The 15,210-nt window shown below is 67.4% G+C and carries 19 protein-coding genes and 1 pseudogene; 13 read left to right on the forward strand and 7 right to left on the reverse strand.

Going from position 1 to position 15,210, the window contains the following annotated elements:
• Window positions 1–46 precede the first annotated feature (46 nt).
• Window positions 47–628 (forward strand): 5-formyltetrahydrofolate cyclo-ligase, encoded by a 582-nt coding sequence (locus AUL32_RS08350; protein WP_062113674.1) that lies wholly within the window; start codon window positions 47–49, stop codon window positions 626–628.
• Here the strand turns inward: AUL32_RS08350 and AUL32_RS08355 are convergent.
• Window positions 582–1,130, reverse strand: a complete 549-nt coding sequence (locus AUL32_RS08355) for a CAP domain-containing protein (protein ID WP_062113635.1) — start codon at window positions 1,128–1,130, stop codon at window positions 582–584. The genes AUL32_RS08350 and AUL32_RS08355 overlap by 47 nt on opposite strands.
• 150 nt (window positions 1,131–1,280) lie before the next feature.
• Here AUL32_RS08355 and AUL32_RS08360 point away from each other — a divergent pair, with 150 nt between their 5' ends.
• From AUL32_RS08360 to AUL32_RS08370, 3 genes are all read left to right on the forward strand, one after another.
• Window positions 1,281–1,928 (forward strand): glutathione S-transferase N-terminal domain-containing protein, encoded by a 648-nt coding sequence (locus AUL32_RS08360; protein WP_062113640.1) that lies wholly within the window; start codon window positions 1,281–1,283, stop codon window positions 1,926–1,928.
• Window positions 1,925–2,746 carry a TIGR00282 family metallophosphoesterase gene (locus AUL32_RS08365; protein WP_061976732.1) on the forward strand — a complete coding sequence of 274 codons (822 nt, stop codon included), beginning with the start codon at window positions 1,925–1,927 and terminating at the stop codon, window positions 2,744–2,746. Before AUL32_RS08360 ends, AUL32_RS08365 begins: the two co-directional genes overlap by 4 nt.
• A 116-nt stretch (window positions 2,747–2,862) precedes the next feature.
• The gene (locus AUL32_RS08370; RefSeq protein ID WP_061976731.1) at window positions 2,863–3,093 is read left to right on the forward strand and encodes a hypothetical protein; all 231 of its coding nucleotides are present in this window, start codon (window positions 2,863–2,865) and stop codon (window positions 3,091–3,093) included.
• Between the two features lie 6 nt (window positions 3,094–3,099).
• On the opposite strand, the gene ruvB is transcribed toward AUL32_RS08370, so the two are convergent.
• The 5 genes from ruvB to ruvC all read right to left on the reverse strand — a co-directional run bounded on the left by ruvB (window position 3,100) and on the right by ruvC (window position 6,161).
• On the reverse strand, window positions 3,100–4,143 hold the full coding sequence (ruvB, locus tag AUL32_RS08375; protein ID WP_062113642.1) for a Holliday junction branch migration DNA helicase RuvB: 1,044 nt from the start codon (window positions 4,141–4,143) through the stop codon (window positions 3,100–3,102).
• Between the two features lie 153 nt (window positions 4,144–4,296).
• Window positions 4,297–4,917 (reverse strand): Holliday junction branch migration protein RuvA, encoded by a 621-nt coding sequence (ruvA, locus tag AUL32_RS08380; RefSeq protein ID WP_062113644.1) that lies wholly within the window; start codon window positions 4,915–4,917, stop codon window positions 4,297–4,299.
• On the reverse strand, window positions 4,914–5,330 hold the full coding sequence (locus AUL32_RS08385; protein ID WP_062113646.1) for a type II toxin-antitoxin system VapC family toxin: 417 nt from the start codon (window positions 5,328–5,330) through the stop codon (window positions 4,914–4,916). The genes ruvA and AUL32_RS08385 overlap by 4 nt, the downstream gene beginning before the upstream one ends.
• Window positions 5,308–5,577 carry an AbrB/MazE/SpoVT family DNA-binding domain-containing protein gene (locus AUL32_RS08390; protein WP_062113648.1) on the reverse strand — a complete coding sequence of 90 codons (270 nt, stop codon included), beginning with the start codon at window positions 5,575–5,577 and terminating at the stop codon, window positions 5,308–5,310. The genes AUL32_RS08385 and AUL32_RS08390 overlap by 23 nt, the downstream gene beginning before the upstream one ends.
• 65 nt (window positions 5,578–5,642) lie before the next feature.
• Window positions 5,643–6,161, reverse strand: coding sequence for a crossover junction endodeoxyribonuclease RuvC (gene ruvC, locus AUL32_RS08395; protein ID WP_062113650.1), 519 nt, complete (start codon window positions 6,159–6,161; stop codon window positions 5,643–5,645).
• 76 nt (window positions 6,162–6,237) lie between these two features.
• Between ruvC and AUL32_RS08400 the strand changes: the two genes are divergently transcribed.
• Complete coding sequence (locus tag AUL32_RS08400) at window positions 6,238–7,437, forward strand: serine hydrolase domain-containing protein (protein ID WP_244497732.1); 1,200 nt, start codon at window positions 6,238–6,240, stop codon at window positions 7,435–7,437.
• Between the two features lie 58 nt (window positions 7,438–7,495).
• Here the strand turns inward: AUL32_RS08400 and AUL32_RS08405 are convergent, their stop codons facing one another.
• Window positions 7,496–8,245 (reverse strand): YebC/PmpR family DNA-binding transcriptional regulator, encoded by a 750-nt coding sequence (locus AUL32_RS08405; protein ID WP_061976725.1) that lies wholly within the window; start codon window positions 8,243–8,245, stop codon window positions 7,496–7,498.
• Between the two features lie 205 nt (window positions 8,246–8,450).
• On the opposite strand from AUL32_RS08405, the gene AUL32_RS08410 reads away from it, so the two are divergent.
• From AUL32_RS08410 to AUL32_RS08445, 8 genes and pseudogenes are all read left to right on the forward strand, one after another.
• Window positions 8,451–9,272 (forward strand): MBL fold metallo-hydrolase, encoded by an 822-nt coding sequence (locus AUL32_RS08410; protein WP_062113652.1) that lies wholly within the window; start codon window positions 8,451–8,453, stop codon window positions 9,270–9,272.
• A 46-nt stretch (window positions 9,273–9,318) separates the two neighbouring features.
• Window positions 9,319–9,774 (forward strand): tol-pal system-associated acyl-CoA thioesterase, encoded by a 456-nt coding sequence (gene ybgC / locus AUL32_RS08415; protein ID WP_244497734.1) that lies wholly within the window; start codon window positions 9,319–9,321, stop codon window positions 9,772–9,774.
• 283 nt (window positions 9,775–10,057) lie between these two features.
• The gene (gene tolQ, locus AUL32_RS08420) at window positions 10,058–10,777 is read left to right on the forward strand and encodes a protein TolQ (RefSeq protein WP_061976722.1); all 720 of its coding nucleotides are present in this window, start codon (window positions 10,058–10,060) and stop codon (window positions 10,775–10,777) included.
• Window positions 10,778–10,819: 42 nt separating this feature from the next.
• Window positions 10,820–11,320 carry a protein TolR gene (tolR, locus tag AUL32_RS08425; RefSeq protein ID WP_062113656.1) on the forward strand — a complete coding sequence of 167 codons (501 nt, stop codon included), beginning with the start codon at window positions 10,820–10,822 and terminating at the stop codon, window positions 11,318–11,320.
• A 7-nt stretch (window positions 11,321–11,327) separates the two neighbouring features.
• Window positions 11,328–12,497 carry a hypothetical protein gene (locus AUL32_RS08430; RefSeq protein WP_062113659.1) on the forward strand — a complete coding sequence of 390 codons (1,170 nt, stop codon included), beginning with the start codon at window positions 11,328–11,330 and terminating at the stop codon, window positions 12,495–12,497.
• Between the two features lie 210 nt (window positions 12,498–12,707).
• Window positions 12,708–13,946: a Tol-Pal system beta propeller repeat protein TolB gene (gene tolB, locus AUL32_RS08435; protein ID WP_244497741.1), complete on the forward strand. Its 1,239-nt coding sequence runs from the start codon at window positions 12,708–12,710 to the stop codon at window positions 13,944–13,946.
• Window positions 13,947–14,039: 93 nt separating this feature from the next.
• Window positions 14,040–14,597, forward strand: a complete 558-nt coding sequence (gene pal / locus AUL32_RS08440; protein WP_061976719.1) for a peptidoglycan-associated lipoprotein Pal — start codon at window positions 14,040–14,042, stop codon at window positions 14,595–14,597.
• Window positions 14,598–14,793: 196 nt separating this feature from the next.
• A pseudogene (locus AUL32_RS08445) lies at window positions 14,794–15,210 on the forward strand (tol-pal system protein YbgF); the annotation flags it as partial.

Consider the following 15,210-nt stretch of genomic DNA (forward strand, 5'->3'; position numbering starts at 1 on the left):
AAGAGCGTGTTGAGAACTACGGCGGAGGACGAACCCGGTGGACCTCATGGCGGATCGCAAGCAGGCGCTGCGGCGCGAGATGATGGCGCGGCGCGCCGCGCTGCCGGCGGTCGCGCGCATCGAGGCTTCGCTCGCGATCGCGGATCATGTCGAGACCTCGCTCCGCTTCGAGCCGGGTACGGTGGTGGGCGCCTTCCTGCCGATCGGCACCGAGGTCGACCCACGCCCGCTCATGGCGCGGCTGCAGGATCGCGGTGCGCGCCTGGCGCTGCCCTGCATCGTGGGGGGCGATCTCGCGTTTCGCGAATTGCGGCGCGGGGCCGAACTCGTGCCCCAGGGGTTCGGCACGCATGGGCCGGGGGAGGACGCGCCCGAGCTCGACCCCACGCTCCTTCTCGTGCCGCTGCTGGCCTTCGACCAGCGGGGCGGGCGCATCGGCTATGGCAAGGGCTTCTACGATCGCGCCATCGCCCGGCTCGATGCGCTGCACGGGCGCGTCGAGACGTTGGGCCTCGCCTTCGACGCGCAGGAAGTGCCGGAGGTGCCGATGGCGCAGGGCGACCGCTTTCTCGATCGGATCGTCAGGGAAAGCGGAGTTCTGGACCCCAGCGCATCGGCTTCTGGCTGACGGCGACGGGCGCCACGGGCTTGGGCGCGCCGAAGATCTGCGTCCAGTAGGTCGGCCCGCCCTCGCTCAAGCGACCGCCGGCAAAGCCCATTTCGGTGACATTGGGATTGAGCAGGTTCTTGCGATGGCCGGGGGAGTTGATCCAGCCCACCATGGCCGCGCCATAGTCGGAATAGTTGCGCGCGATATTTTCCGCGACCGTCGACCAGTCGTAGCCGAAGCGCGCCACGCGCCCGGGCAGGGCGCCCGCCACCTGATGGTCCATCTTGTTGCGCTCGGCCATGGCGGCGGTCTGCCATTGCGCCGCCTGCATCAGCTTTTCATTGATGCGCAGCGGCTTCAGACCGTTGCGGGCGCGAAACTCGTTGACCAGCTTCAGCCCCTCATCCCTGCCGATGGCGAGCGGCGCGGTACGGCTGGTATCCACCGGCTTGACGGTGGTGCAGGCGCCAAGGCCGAGGCTAAGACAAAGCATGAGGGCGCGAAGGGAGGAAGTCTTCAAGTCTCGTCTTTCCTGCCCGCTCGGGGCGCTTGCGGTGCGCCGTCCGCGCCGGGCGGCGCACGGGCGCGATGTTTTTTCCAAAAATTCCCGTTCCCCCTTTGGCCCGACCTGCGTTAGAGGCCAAAGCCAGACGAAACCGGAGAGCCGAGCGTGATCGAGCTTTACACCTGGACGACGCCGAACGGCGAAAAGCCGGCGATCATGCTGGAGGAATGCGGGCTCGACTACGACCTGCGCCTTGTCGATATCTCGACCGGACAACAAAAGGAATCAGGCTTTCTTGCGATCAACCCGAACGGGCGCATTCCCGCGATCGTGGATCGGGACGGCGGCGAGGGGCATCGCGTCTTCGAATCTGGCGCGATCCTGGTTCATCTCGCCGAGAAGACCGGCCGTTTCCTCGCCCCCTCCGGCCCGGCGCGCTCGGAGGCCTTCGCATGGACCTTCTTCCAGGTCGGCGGCACCGGGCCGATGATCGGCCAGATCCATTATTTCAAGAACGCGGAAGAGCGCAGCGACTTCGCCATCCGGCGCTTCGAGCGCGAAAGCGACCGGCTGCTCGGCGTGCTGGACGCGCGTCTGCGCGAGGTCGAGTTCCTGGCCGGCGACTATTCCATCGCCGACATGATGAACTGGACCTGGGCCCGCTCGGGCCTTCGCGATCTGAGTGCCAGTGACCGCTTTCCCGCGCTCTCGGCCTGGGTGGACCGGATCGGCGAGCGACCCGCCGTCGTGCGCGCGCTCGACCGTCTCCAAGAGGCCAAGCGCCTCGCCGCCGAAAAGGCTTCGAACGCATGAGATTTCTGTTTCTGGGCGACATGGTGGGCCGCAGCGGACGCACCGCAGTCTACGAGCGCCTGCCGGGCCTGATCGCCGACTGGCGGCTCGACTTCGTCGTGGTCAACGGCGAGAACGCGGCCGGCGGCTTCGGGGTGACGGAGGAGATCTTCGAGGAGACGATCCAGGCCGGCGCCGACGTGATGACCACCGGCAACCACGTGTTCGACCAGCGCGAGGCGCTGGTCTTCGCCGCCCGGCACGACCGGTTCCTGCGTCCCGCCAACTATCCGCCGGGCACGCCGGGCAAGGGCTCGGGCTTCTACGAGGCGCGCAACGGTGCTCGGGTTCTGGTCGCCAATCTCATGGGCCGCGCCTTCATGCATCCCGAACTCGACGATCCGTTCCGCGCGGCGGGCGACATCGTCGCGGCCTGCCCGATGGGCGAGCAGGCCGATGCCATCATCATCGACATGCATGCCGAGGCGACGAGCGAGAAGCAGGCCATGGGCCACTATCTCGACGGGCGTGTCTCGGTCGTGGTCGGCACGCACACCCATGTGCCGACGGGCGACCACCAGATCCTCGCCAACGGCACGGCCTATCAGTCGGATGCTGGCATGTGCGGCGACTACGACTCCTCGCTCGGCATGGAAAAGGAAGAGCCGCTGAACCGCTTCCTCACCCGCATCCCGCGCGGGCGCTTCGAGGCGGCGGGCGGTCCGGCGACGATCTGCGGGCTGGCGGTGGAGATTTCCGACCGCACGGGTCTGGCCGAAAAGGTCTCGGCCGTTCGCATCGGGCCTCGGCTGGAGGAGGTCACGCCGAGCTTCTGGTAGCGGCGCTTCTGGTAGCGACGTTTCCGGTGGCGCCCCAATGATGCCGTGAAGGCCCTGTCTGCTGCATCGCACTCGGGGCGCGGCGCTGCGCCGACGCGTTTCGTGGCTGGGGGATCATGCCATTCAAACGTCGCCACCACCTTCTGGGCCTGCTGCTCGCCGCCGTCGGCTTCGCCACGTCGCTGCCGGGGCTGCCGCATCTCGTGCGCCATCATCACGTGAACCTGCGCTCGCTCTCGGTTCAGCAGCTCGACGATGACGAGGATCGCGAGGTGGCCTCCGCCTTGGTGGAGCGCGAGAAGGACGAGTCGGACGACGACCCGAGCACGGGCGAGGCGGAGGGGTGAGACGCGTCAGGCCTCGTCTTCGCCCTCGAACAGACTGGACTGGACGCCTTGATAGGTCGCCGGCACGGCGAGGCCGAGATGGCGGAAGGCGTGCTGGGTCAGGAGTCGGCCGCGCGGCGTGCGCTGGATGAAGCCCTGTTGCAGGAGATAGGGCTCCACGATGTCCTCGATCGCGTCGCGCGGCTCCGACAAGGCGGCGGCGATCGTCTCGATGCCCACCGGGCCGCCGCCGAAATTGAGGGCGATCAGGTCGAGATAGCGCCGGTCGAGCTGGTCGAGCCCGAGCGAGTCGACGTCGAGGCGGATCAGCGCCTCGTCGGCGGTGCGTCGGTCCACCACCTCGGCCCCCGCTATGGTGGCGAAGTCCCGCACGCGGCGCAGGAGGCGGCCGGCGATGCGCGGCGTGCCGCGCGCGCGCCGGGCGATCTCCCGTGCCCCGTCGTCGCTCATCGGCAGGCTCATCAGCCGCGCGCCGCGCTTCACGATGTGCTCGAGCTCGTCCACCGTGTAGAAATTCAGCCGAACCGGAATACCGAAGCGGTCGCGCAGCGGCGTGGTGAGCAGGCCGAGCCGCGTCGTCGCCGCAACGAGGGTGAATTTCGACAGGTCGATCTTCACCGAGCGCGCCGCCGGACCCTCGCCGATGATGAGGTCGAGTTGAAAATCCTCCATGGCGGGATAGAGGATTTCCTCCACCGCCGGGCTGAGGCGATGGATCTCGTCGATGAATAGGACGTCGCGCTCTTCCAGATTGGTGAGCAGCGCCGCCAGATCACCCGCCTTGGCGATGACGGGGCCGGAGGTGGAGCGGAAGTTGACGCCGAGTTCCTTGGCCATGATCTGCGCCAGCGTCGTCTTGCCGAGGCCCGGCGGCCCGACGAAGAGCACATGGTCCAGCGCCTCGCCGCGCGTCTTGGCCGCCTCGATGAAGATCTTCAGATTGGCGCGCGCCGCCGCCTGGCCGACGAAGTCGTCAAGCCGCTGCGGGCGCAGCGTCGCGTCGACGTCCTCGCCGCGTTTTTCGGGGGTGATGAGGCGGTTGTCGCTCATGGGTCGGGTCCGTTCCGCTCAAGGCCCGGCCGGGCAGGGCGGGTTTGTCGTGTGGGCCTTCGCGATGAAGGCGACTTCACCGCAAAGGCTTCAGGTTTTTTGGTCGGCCGCATCGTCGGGCGGAAGGGCGGGCACGCTTTCCCGGACCAAGCTCTACCGGCTGAGAGCCTTGAGGCCCAGCCGGATCAGCGCCGTGGAGGCAGCACCTTCGCCCGCCTCGCGGAGGGCGGTGGCGACGGCGGTCGCCGCCTGCTCTCGGGAATAGCCGAGATTGACCAGCGCCGACACGGCGTCGGCGACGGGCGCGGGCGCCACGCCTTCGCCGATCTCGCGCTTGAGGCCCAGCGTCTCGTCGCCCGGCGCGCCCGAGAAGGCCGGCACCTTGTCCTTCAGTTCGGCGACGATGCGCGCGGCGACCTTGGGCCCGACGCCCGGCGCGCGGGCGACGGTGGCGCGGTCCTGCAGTGCCACGGCGTTGGCGAGGTCTCCCGGCGTCAAGGTGCCGACCACGGCGAGCGCCACCTTCGCCCCGACCCCCTGCACGCTCTGGAGAAGGCGGAACCATTCGCGCTCGGCCTTGGTCGAGAAGCCGTAGAGGCGGATCATGTCCTCGCGCACATAGGTCTCGATGAAGAGCTCCGCCGCCTCGCCGCGCCCCGGCAGATGCGCCAGCGTGCGCGCGCCGCAGAAGGCGACATAGCCGACGCCATGCACGTCGATCGTGGCGCTTTCCTCGTCGGTCTCGTCCACCGTGCCTTTTAGCTTGCCGATCAAGGATGGGTCTCCGGGCAGATGATGGTGAGGTCGGGGAAATAGGCGCGGTAGCGGCTGGCGTCGCGCGTCAGCAGCCGGTGCCGGGCGGCCAGCGCATGGGCGCCGATGAGAAAGTCGGGCAGCGTGCGGTCCCGCCGCCCGCCGCGCTCGCGATAAAGGCGATGCGCCTGGCCGGCGGGATAGGCGGCTTCGAAGGGCAGGGTCTCACGCTTCGGTCGCATCCAGGCGATGGCGCGAAACAACTGCTCTTCGGGCAGGGGCGTGAAGGCCAGTTCGGCCCAGACGATCGAACTGAGAATGATCGGCCCGCTCGCCATCGCCTCCCTCAGGAGGTCGAGGGCGGCATCCTGCAGCGGGCCCGTGCCGAGAATGTCGATGAAGACGTTGGAATCAACGAGGGTCGAGATCGTCACGTGGACCTCTCAGCCAGTCGATGAAGTCCTTTCCGTCCATGCCCTTGGTGTCCAGCGTCCCCCGCGCGGCCTCGACGCCTCGCCGGAACTCGTCCCACTGCTTCTCGGGGTCCTGCGCCGAACTCTCGCGCACGAGTTCCACCACATCGCCCCGGTCGACAAAGGTCACTTCGCTGCCCGGCCCAATCCCCAGCTTGTCGCGAATAGGCTTGGGGATCGTCACCTGACCCTTTTCGGTCACTCGCATCGTGGGGCTCCAAGGTAATACCTAGAGGTATTACCTAATCGAAAGGCAGGAACAGGTCAAGAACATCAAAGCCCCGCCAGAACGGCGCGGGCCTGGGCGGACTGGCGGTGATGCGTGTGGCAGATGGCGATGGCGAGCGCGTCGGCGGCGTCGTCGCCGTCGAAGACCGCGCGCGGCATGAGCACCTTCACCATCATATGGATCTGCGCCTTCTCACCATGGCCGACGCCGATCACCGCCTTCTTCACCGCATTGGGCGCGTATTCCGCCACAGGCAGGCCGGCCAGCGCGGGAACCAGAAGCGCGACGCCGCGCGCCTGTCCGAGCTTCAGCGTCGCCACTGCGTCCTTGTTGACGAAGGTCTGCTCCACCGCCGCCTCGTCCGGCTGGTGGTGATGCACCACGGCGCTCAACCCGTCGTACAATTGGCGCAGGCGCGAGGCGAGGTCGAGCTTGGCATCGGACAGAACCGTGCCGCTCGCCACGAAGCGCAGCGAGTTGCCCACCGTCTCCACAATGCCCCAGCCCATGCGCCGCAGGCCCGGGTCGATGCCGATGATCCGAATGGTCCGCTCCTGGAGCATGAAAACGCGCCTCCCCTTGCTTAACGGATTCTTCGATTAAAGACAAAGAGTGAACGGATCGAAAACACAGCGGAACATGCTGTTCGTTGCCGCCCATCAAGTTGCGGTGACACGCCTTTTGCCGGTGCGCGCGGGCTTCCATCTCTCCGGCATGACACGACACACAATCACCACCTCGCTGATGGCGGGCACGCTGTCTGTCGGCGCGCTCATGATTTCGCCGGCGGGAGCGCAGGACGCCGCCGGCCCCGCTGAGCCGGCCGCCGTTCCCCCCGATGCGCGCGGGGAGGGGGCCGCGACGCCGGCCGCCCCCAGCTTCGACGCTGCGTGGGAGCGCGCCGCCGGCTTCGCCGCGCTGGAAACGCTGCTGATCGCGCAAGGCGGCGAAACGCTGGTGGATGCGGGGTTTCGCGGCAACCGGACCGATCGGGCGACGAACATCAAGTCGGCTTCGAAATCCGTCGTCGCGACACTGGTCGGCATCGCGATCGACAAGGGCTCGATCAAGGGCGTGGACCAGCCGATCTCGGACTTTCTGGCGAGCGACTTCCCCGCCGATCCCGACCCGCGCCTGGCTCGGGTCACGGTCGGCCATCTTCTTTCGATGCAGGCGGGGCTGGAGCGCACCTCGGGCGGCAACTATGGCGCCTGGATCTCCTCTCGCAACTGGGTGCGCGACGCGCTGCGCCGGCCTTTCGTGAGCGATTCCGGCGGGCCGATGCTTTATTCCACCGGTTCGACTCATCTCCTTTCGGCGATCCTCACCAAGACGACCGGCCGCTCCACCCTGCAGCTGGCGCGCGATTGGCTGGGGCCGGCGGGTGTGCGCGTGACGGATTGGGAGCGCGACCCGCAGGGCATCTATCTCGGCGGCAACCAGATGGCGATGACGCCGCACTCGCTCCTCGCCTTCGGCGAACTTTACCGTCGCGGCGGGCTCGCCGCCGACGGCACGCGCGTCCTGTCGGAGCGCTGGATCGCGGAAAGCTGGACGCCGCGCACCACGTCCCGCTTCCATGACGGGCGATACGGTTATGGCTGGTTCATCGACCGGTTCGCCGGGCACGAGGGGCGCTACGGCTGGGGCTATGGCGGGCAGATGATCTACGTCATTCCCGATCTGCAGCTGACCGTCGCCATCACGTCCGACGAGACCCAGCCCTCGGCCCGCTCAGGCTATGTCGCCAATCTTCACCGGCTGGTGTCGGAGACGATCGTGCCGGCCGCCGAGGCGCGTCTGGCACTTCCCGCAGCCACGTCACTGCCGAAGAGCTGACACGAAAAAGGCCGCGCGGGGCGAGCCGGCGCGGCCTCTGGTCTGAAAGCGAAACGGGTCAGGCGGCCGAAAGCTTGGCCATGACCTCTTCGTCCACTTCGAAATTGGCGTAGACGTTCTGCACGTCGTCGTCGTCTTCCAAATTGGCGATCAGGCGCAGGACGCTCTGCGCCTTGTCCTCGTCCACCGGCGCGCCGGTCTGCGGGCGCCAGATGATCTTGACGCTTTCGGCCTCGCCCAGCGTCTTTTCCAAAGCGGCGGAGACCTCGCCGAGATCGGCGAAGGCGGTGATGATGCGATGGCCGTCCTCGTCGGACTGCACGTCGTCGGCCCCAGCCTCGATCGCCGCTTCCATCACCTTGTCGGCGTCGCCGGCCTTGGCGGGATAGACGATCTCGCCGACGCGGTCCCACAGGAAGGAGACGGAATTGGTTTCGCCGAGCGCGCCGCCCGCCTTGGTGAAGTAGGAGCGCACGTTGGAGGCGGTGCGGTTGCGGTTGTCGGTCAGCGCCTCGACGATGACGGCGACGCCGCCCGGGCCATAACCCTCGTAGCGGACCTCTTCGTAGTTCTCGGTGTCGGCGCCCGCGCCCTTGTTGATGGCGCGCTGGATGTTGTCCTTGGGCATGGACTGCGCCTTGGCGTTGTTGATCGCCAGCCGCAGGCGCGGGTTCATGTCGGGGTCCGGCGTACCGCTCTTGGCCGCCACCGTGATTTCGCGCGCCAGCTTGGAGAACATCTTGGAGCGCACGGCGTCCTGCCGCCCCTTGCGGTGCATGATGTTCTTGAATTGGGAATGACCGGCCATCGGGGCACCTGTCTCGTCGGATTGGAGATGAATGACGGTTCTATAAAGGCTGTTGGGGAGCGAGGACAAGATTGTCGCGGGCTTTGCCGGCCGGGAGTTTGCGGCAGCGAGCCGTCTGGCGCCCGCTCTCGGGAATATGACTTGGCGCCGGGGCGGGGAACGATAAGTTCGCTTTAGCAAATGCTTCCGTCCGAAAGGCGATGCGATGCGCCGGCTTCTTCTTCTGACGATGCCCCTTCTCCTGTTCGGCACGGCCGCGATGGCTGAGGCGCCGGAGGAGGCGCCCAGCTCCTGCCTCGCCATGGCCGAGCGCGCCGGGGTCCGCACCGCCTCGCTCGACAAGCCCGCGCCTTATCGCGTCGCCGCGAACGAAGTGCGTGCGCGGGGCGAGGTGCGCATTACCTATGTCAGCCACGCGACCTATCTCATCGAAAGCGGCGAGGGGGTGCGGATCGCCACCGACTATGCCGGCTTCTCGGGCGAGGGGCCGCTGCCCGACGTCGTCACCATGAACAAGGCCCATTCCACCCATTACACCGACTTTCCCGACCCGGGCATCGCGACGGTGCTGCGCGGCTGGAACCCGGCGGGCGGCGCGGCCCATCACAACGTGACCGTGGGCGATGTGCTGATCCGCAACGTTCCGACCGACATCAACCGCTTCGGCACGTTCGAGGCGGACGGCAATTCCATCTTCATCTTCGAGATGGACGGTCTGTGTATCGGTCATCTCGGCCATCTCCACCACAAGCTGGCGGCGGACGACTATGCCGCGATCGGCCGGCTCGACGTGCTGATGGTGCCGGTGGACGGGTCCTGGACCATGAGCCAGAGCGGCATGGGCGAGATCGCGGCCAAGCTCCACTCGTCGGTGGTGCTGCCCATGCACCGCTTCCGCACGCCGATCGAGCGGTTTCTCGAACAGATCCCGGACTTCGTCGTGGAGCGGCGGAGCGAGGACACGTTGACGCTCTCGGCCCGCACGCTTCCGAAACAGCCGACCGTGATCCTTTTGAAGGGCGTCTGACGGCGGCCGGTGGCGTCTCGCCGCCAAGGTCGCTATGACGCCCGGCATGACCGATCAGCTTGCCGGCCGGCTCACGGAGTTCGGCCACCGTCTCGACGTGCGGGTGTATTTCGAGGACACGGATTTTTCCGGCGTCGTCTATCACGCGCGCTACCTTCACTTCCTGGAGCGCGGCCGCACCGACTATCTCCGGCTGCATGGCATCGGCCATCGCGAGTTGATGGACGGGGCTTTCGGCGAGCCCATGGCCTTCGCCGTCCGGCGCATGGAGATCGAGTTCCTGGCGCCCGCCCGGATCGACGACGTGCTCACCGTGGAAACGCGCACGGCGCTGCTCGGCGGGGCGCGCGTGGTTCTCGATCAGCGCATTCTCAAGGGCAGCCAGGTTCTGATCGAGGCGAAGGTGAAGGTCGCGGTGATCTCGCCCGAGGGCAAGCCGCGCCGCATGCCCCCGGCCGTGGCCGAGCGCCTCCAGCCTGCCGGTGCCGCCGACGCGCCGTGACGCGCTGCCGCAGTGCGGAATAAAATCGCCGGTTCGAAAGCTTAGGGACAGGGCCGTGCTGTAGGGAAAACGAATTGTTAACCCTAACGGTGCTTCATACGGTTCGCGGCGAAGTCCTTGCTGCGCCATTCTTTTACCGGATTCCCCGGCGAAAGGACCCGTACCGGACATCCGGGGGGACGGCGCGTGCGGGTGGCTGCCCGACTGGCCGGCCAGCAGGCGGGCGCGAAGGGGCGCCGCAGCGTGGACGGGCCGCCGGCTTTACGAATTCGAGGGACTGAGGATGAACGACGTCGCACAGACTGCGCTCGCCGCCCATGGCAGCGACATGTCTTTGATGGGACTTTTCTGGCAGGCCGGCTTCGTCGTGAAGCTGGTGATGCTGGGCCTGCTCGTGGCGTCGGTCTGGACCTGGGCGATCATCTTCGACAAATGGGCTCGTTACGGCCGCTTCCGCCGCCAGCTCAACACGTTCGAGAGCACTTTCTGGAGCGGCCAGTCGCTGGAGGAGCTCTACCACACGCTGTCCGACCGCAAGACCTCGGGCATGGGCGCGCTGTTCGTCGCCGCCATGCGCGAGTGGAAGAAGAGCTTCGAGAAGGGTGCCCGTTCCCCGATCGGCCTGCAGACCCGCATCGAGAAGGCCATGGACGTGACCATGGCGCGCGAGATGGACGAGCTGGAATCGCGCCTGGGCTTCCTCGCCACCGTCGGCTCGGCCGCGCCCTTCATCGGCCTGTTCGGCACGGTGGTCGGCATCATGACGGCCTTCCAGTCGATCGCCGCCTCCGAGCAGACAAGTCTGGCCGTCGTCGCCCCCGGCATCGCCGAGGCGTTGCTGGCGACCGCCATCGGCCTCGTCGCGGCCATTCCGGCGGTGATCGCCTACAACAAGCTTTCGGCGGACGCGAGCAAGCTCGGCATGCGGCTCGAGGCCTTCGCCGACGAATTTTCCTCCATCCTGTCGCGTCAGATCGACGAGAAGGCGAGCGCCGGTCGCTGATCGCGCCCGCATCGTTCGAGAGCATACGAGGGGACTGACACCATGGGCATGTCGACGGGCGCCGCGTCATCGGGCGGGGGATCGCGACGCCGCCGCGGCAAGCGCCGGCAGCCGATGAGCGAGATCAACATGACGCCTATGGTGGACGTCATGCTGGTTCTGCTCATCATCTTCATGGTGTCCGCGCCCCTGATGACGGTCGGCGTGCCGCTGGAACTGCCCAAGACGCAGGCCAAGGCGCTCAACGCCGACAAGCAGCCCATCACCATTTCCGTCCAGCGTGGCGGCGAGATCTTCCTGCAGGAAACGCCGGTCGAGGCCGCCAACGTGGTCGAGCAGCTCAAGGCCATCGCGGAAGCGGGCTACGAGGAGCGCATCTTCCTGCGCGCCGACGGCGAGGCGAGCTACGGCACGGTGATGCAGGTCATGGCCCGCATCTCGGCCGCCGGCTTCAAGAATATCGGCCTCGTCACCTCGCAGGAGAAGGCCGCCGCGCATGGTGCCGCCTCCCAGAGCGCCCCCAAGACCGGGGCGAAGAGTTGACGCGCCCATGAAGTCGCTCACAACCTCCACCGCGCTTCACGCCGTGCTCCTGACCTGGGGGCTCTGGTCGCTCAGCTCTCCCGAGAAGCTCGAGATGGGCGGCGAAGCCGTGCCCGTCACGCTGGTCGCCGACGTCAGCCAGTCGATGATCGGCGACGAGAAGGCACCCCAGACCGACAAGCCCGCGCCCCAGCCGACCAAGACGGCCGCCAAGCTGCCGATGCCGGCCGAGCATGTCGGCGACAACGAGGTCGATCTTCCGGCGCCGCCGGCGCCGAAGGCCGCTCCGCGCGAGTCGCAGAAGACCAAAGTGGACGACGCGCCGCCGCCTCCGCCGGCCGCCAAGCCCCCCGAGCCCAAGCCTGAGCCGAAGCCGGAACCCAAGCCCGAGCCGAAGCCTGTTCCCGCTCGCGTGCCCGAGCCGACGCCGCCTCCGCCTGACACCAAGCCGCCTGAGCCCGAAGAGGATTCGGCTGAGGAGGACACGACGCCCGAGATCGATCCTCTGGCGGCAGAGATCGCCAAGGCCGAGGCCGAAAAGCCGCCTGCGCCGCCCAAGAACGTGCCCGCGCCGCAGGTGAAGCCCAAGCCCCCCGAACCTGTGAAGGTGGCCGAGACGAAGCCTGAGCCCAAGCCCGAGCCGGTCAAGGAAAAGCCCCCGGAGAAGGCCAAGGCGACGGACAAGACCAAATCCACCGAGGCGTCCAAGGAAAAGACCCACGAAGCCAAGAAGCCGGGCAAGCAAAACTCGAAGAACGACCCTCTTGAGGATGCGGTTCTGGCGGCCCTGAAGAACACGCAGGAGACGACAGGCGGTGGCGCCCAACGATCGACCCAGCAGGCTTCGCTCGGCGGCAAGACGCAGACGGGCGGAACCTTGTCGCAAAGCGAGATGGATGCGCTGAAAGGTCAGATTTCCAAATGCTGGAATCCGCCGGCGGGCAATTCCGATGCGGCCTCCTTCCAGGTGAAGATCTCGATGCAGCTCGATCCGTCCGGCGCGGTGCAGGGCATGCCGCAGATCGAATCGGGGGGCGGCTCGTCTCCGGCCCAGCGCGCCGCGGCCGAGGCGGCGGTGCGCGCGGTTCGCCGCTGCGCGCCCTACAACCTGCCGGCCGAGAAATACGAGACCTGGTCCGAAGTTACCGTCAATTTCGACCCGAGCCAGATGTTCTAACCCTCCAATCTCCCAGGACGGCTCCGGCTGTCCTCTCGTCCATCGCTTCCGAGACAACGGGTGCGCCGAATGGCGCGACACAGGCCCGGTGACCGAACGGGAAGGTTTCACCCCATGACTCGCTCCAGCACGACCTCTTCGCCATTGCGCCGTAGCCTGCGGACCCTTGGCCTCGCGCTCGCCGCCACCGCCGCCTGCCTCGGCGCGGCTATGCCGGCCCATGCGAAGGTCGAGATCAATGTCAATCAGGGCAATGTGCAGCCGCTGCCGATCGCGCTGCCGGCCTTCCAGTCGCGCGATGGCTTGGGCGCCAAGCTGATGGAAGTCGTCGCGGCCGATCTCAAGCGCTCCGGCCTCTTCGCGCCGATCAACCCGACGGCCTTCATCCAGAAGGACCTGTCGCCCGACGCCACGCCCCGGTTCCAGGACTGGACGGTGATCAACGCTCAGGCGCTGGTTTCCGGCCGCGTCACGCCCGAGGCCGACGGCCGGCTGCGCGTCGAGTTCCGCCTGTGGGACACCTATGCCGGCCAGCAGCTCGACGGGCAGCAGTTCTACGCCAGCCCCGACAATTGGCGCCGCATCGCCCATATCATCGCCGATTCCATCTACGAGCGGCTGACGGGCGAGAAGGGCTATTTCGACACGCGCATCGTCTTCGTGGACGAGACCGGCACCAAGGACAAGCGCCGCAAGCGCCTCGCCATTATGGACCAGGACGGCGCGAACGTGCGCTATCTCACCGAGGGCGGCGACCTCGTGCTGACGCCGCGTTTCTCGCCGAACCGGCAGGAAATCACCTATATGAGCTTCGGCAAGGGCGAGCCGCGGGTCTATCTCCTGCAGCTCGAGACCGGCCAGCGCGAGGTCGTCGGCAACTTCCCCGGCATGACCTTCGCGCCGCGCTTCTCGCCCGACGGGCAGAAGGTGGTGATGAGCCTCCAGCAGGAGGGCAACGCCAATATCTACGCCATGGACCTGCGCTCGCGCGCCACGACCCGGCTGACCTCGACCAGCGCAATCGACACCTCGCCCTCCTTCTCGCCGGACGGCTCGAAGATCGTCTTCGAATCCGACCGGGGCGGGCGCCCGCAGATCTACGCGATGAACGCCGACGGCTCGGGCCAGCAGCGCATCTCCTTCGGCAACGCCTCCTACTCGACGCCCGTCTGGTCGCCGCGCGGCGACCTGATCGCCTTCACCAAGCAATCGGGCGGCCAGTTCCAGATCGGTGTCATGAAGCCGGACGGCTCGGGCGAGCGCATCCTCACCTCCTCGTTCCATGCCGAGGGGCCGACCTGGGCGCCGAACGGTCGCGTCATCATGTTCTTCCGCGACCAAGGCGGCGGTCCGCAGCTCTTCTCGATCGATCTCACAGGCCGGAACGAGCAGCGCGTTTCGACGCCCAACTTCGCCTCCGACCCGGCCTGGTCGCCGGCTCTCGAATAGTTATGGTTGATTTTTCAACGCGTTGTTGACCGGTCGTTAACCCTGAAAATGGTAAACGATCTTCCGAACCATCCACATACCAAGGAGACGGCCATGCGCCGCATCGCTACTGGGGTCCATGGTCGAATCGCCCTCGCGCTCGTGGCAGCGCTGGCTCTTTCGGCCTGCGCCAAGAAGAACAACGCCCTTCCCGACAACGCCGCAGGCCTCGGCCTCGGCGGCGCGGGTGGTGCCGGCGGCTACGGTGCCGGCGGCGCCAACGGCCGCAACGGCTCGGCCGCGCCGGGCACGAGCCAGGACTTCACCGTCAATGTCGGCGACCGCATCTTCTTCGACACGGACTCGACCTCGATCCGCGCCGACGCGCAGCAGACGCTGACCCGCCAGGCGCAGTGGCTGAACCAGTATCCGCGCTACCAGATCGTGGTCGAAGGCCATGCCGACGAGCGCGGCACGCGCGAGTACAATCTGGCGCTGGGCGCCCGCCGCGCCGCCGCCACGCGCGACTTCCTCGCCAGCCAGGGCGTGCCGTCCAACCGGATGCGCACGATCTCCTACGGCAAGGAACGCCCGGTCGCCGTCTGCGACGACATCTCCTGCTGGTCGCAGAACCGCCGCGCCGTCACCGTGCTCTCGGGCGCCGGATCCTGAAGCATTTCGGCAACAATGCCTCTGTCGAAACGGCCCTTCGGGGCCGTTTTGCGTTGGCGATCGAGGCTGCGTGATAGAAGCGGACAAATTTTGGACGCCTTCGCGTTTCGTAAAACGGGGAGGACGTCGACACGGCGCCGAAGTCGCCTCCGCCGGGTTTGCGGGCCGCCTTCTCGCGCAAGCCAAGGGACAAGGCATGGCTGGCACACTTCTCTCCCGCTTTCTCGTTGCAGGCGCGGCGCTGGCCGTCCTCGCCGGGCCGGCCTCGGCGCTGGACCTGCCCTTCGGCTTCGGCGCGCCGGCCGCGCGCGCGCAGCAGCCGAGCGCTCAGCCGGCCCCCGTGCGCATGGCGCAGGTGTCGGACGCGGGCGTGCGCATCGGCCAGATGGAAGACGAGATGCGCCGGCTGACCGGCAAGGTGGAGGAGCTGTCCTTCCTCGTGCTGCAGTTGCAGGAGCAGCTTCGCAAGTCGCAGGAAGACAACGAGTTCCGCTTCCAGGATCTGGAGAAGGCCAAGAGCGGCGGCGGCGGTGCCGCGCAGGCCACGCCGCAGCGCCGCAGCGAACTGGAGCCCGCGCCGACGACGGCGCCCCCGGCCGCTCCGGCAGCCGCT

It is taken from the genome of Aureimonas sp. AU40, assembly GCF_001463785.1.
Classification (GTDB): Bacteria; Pseudomonadota; Alphaproteobacteria; order Rhizobiales; family Rhizobiaceae; genus Aureimonas.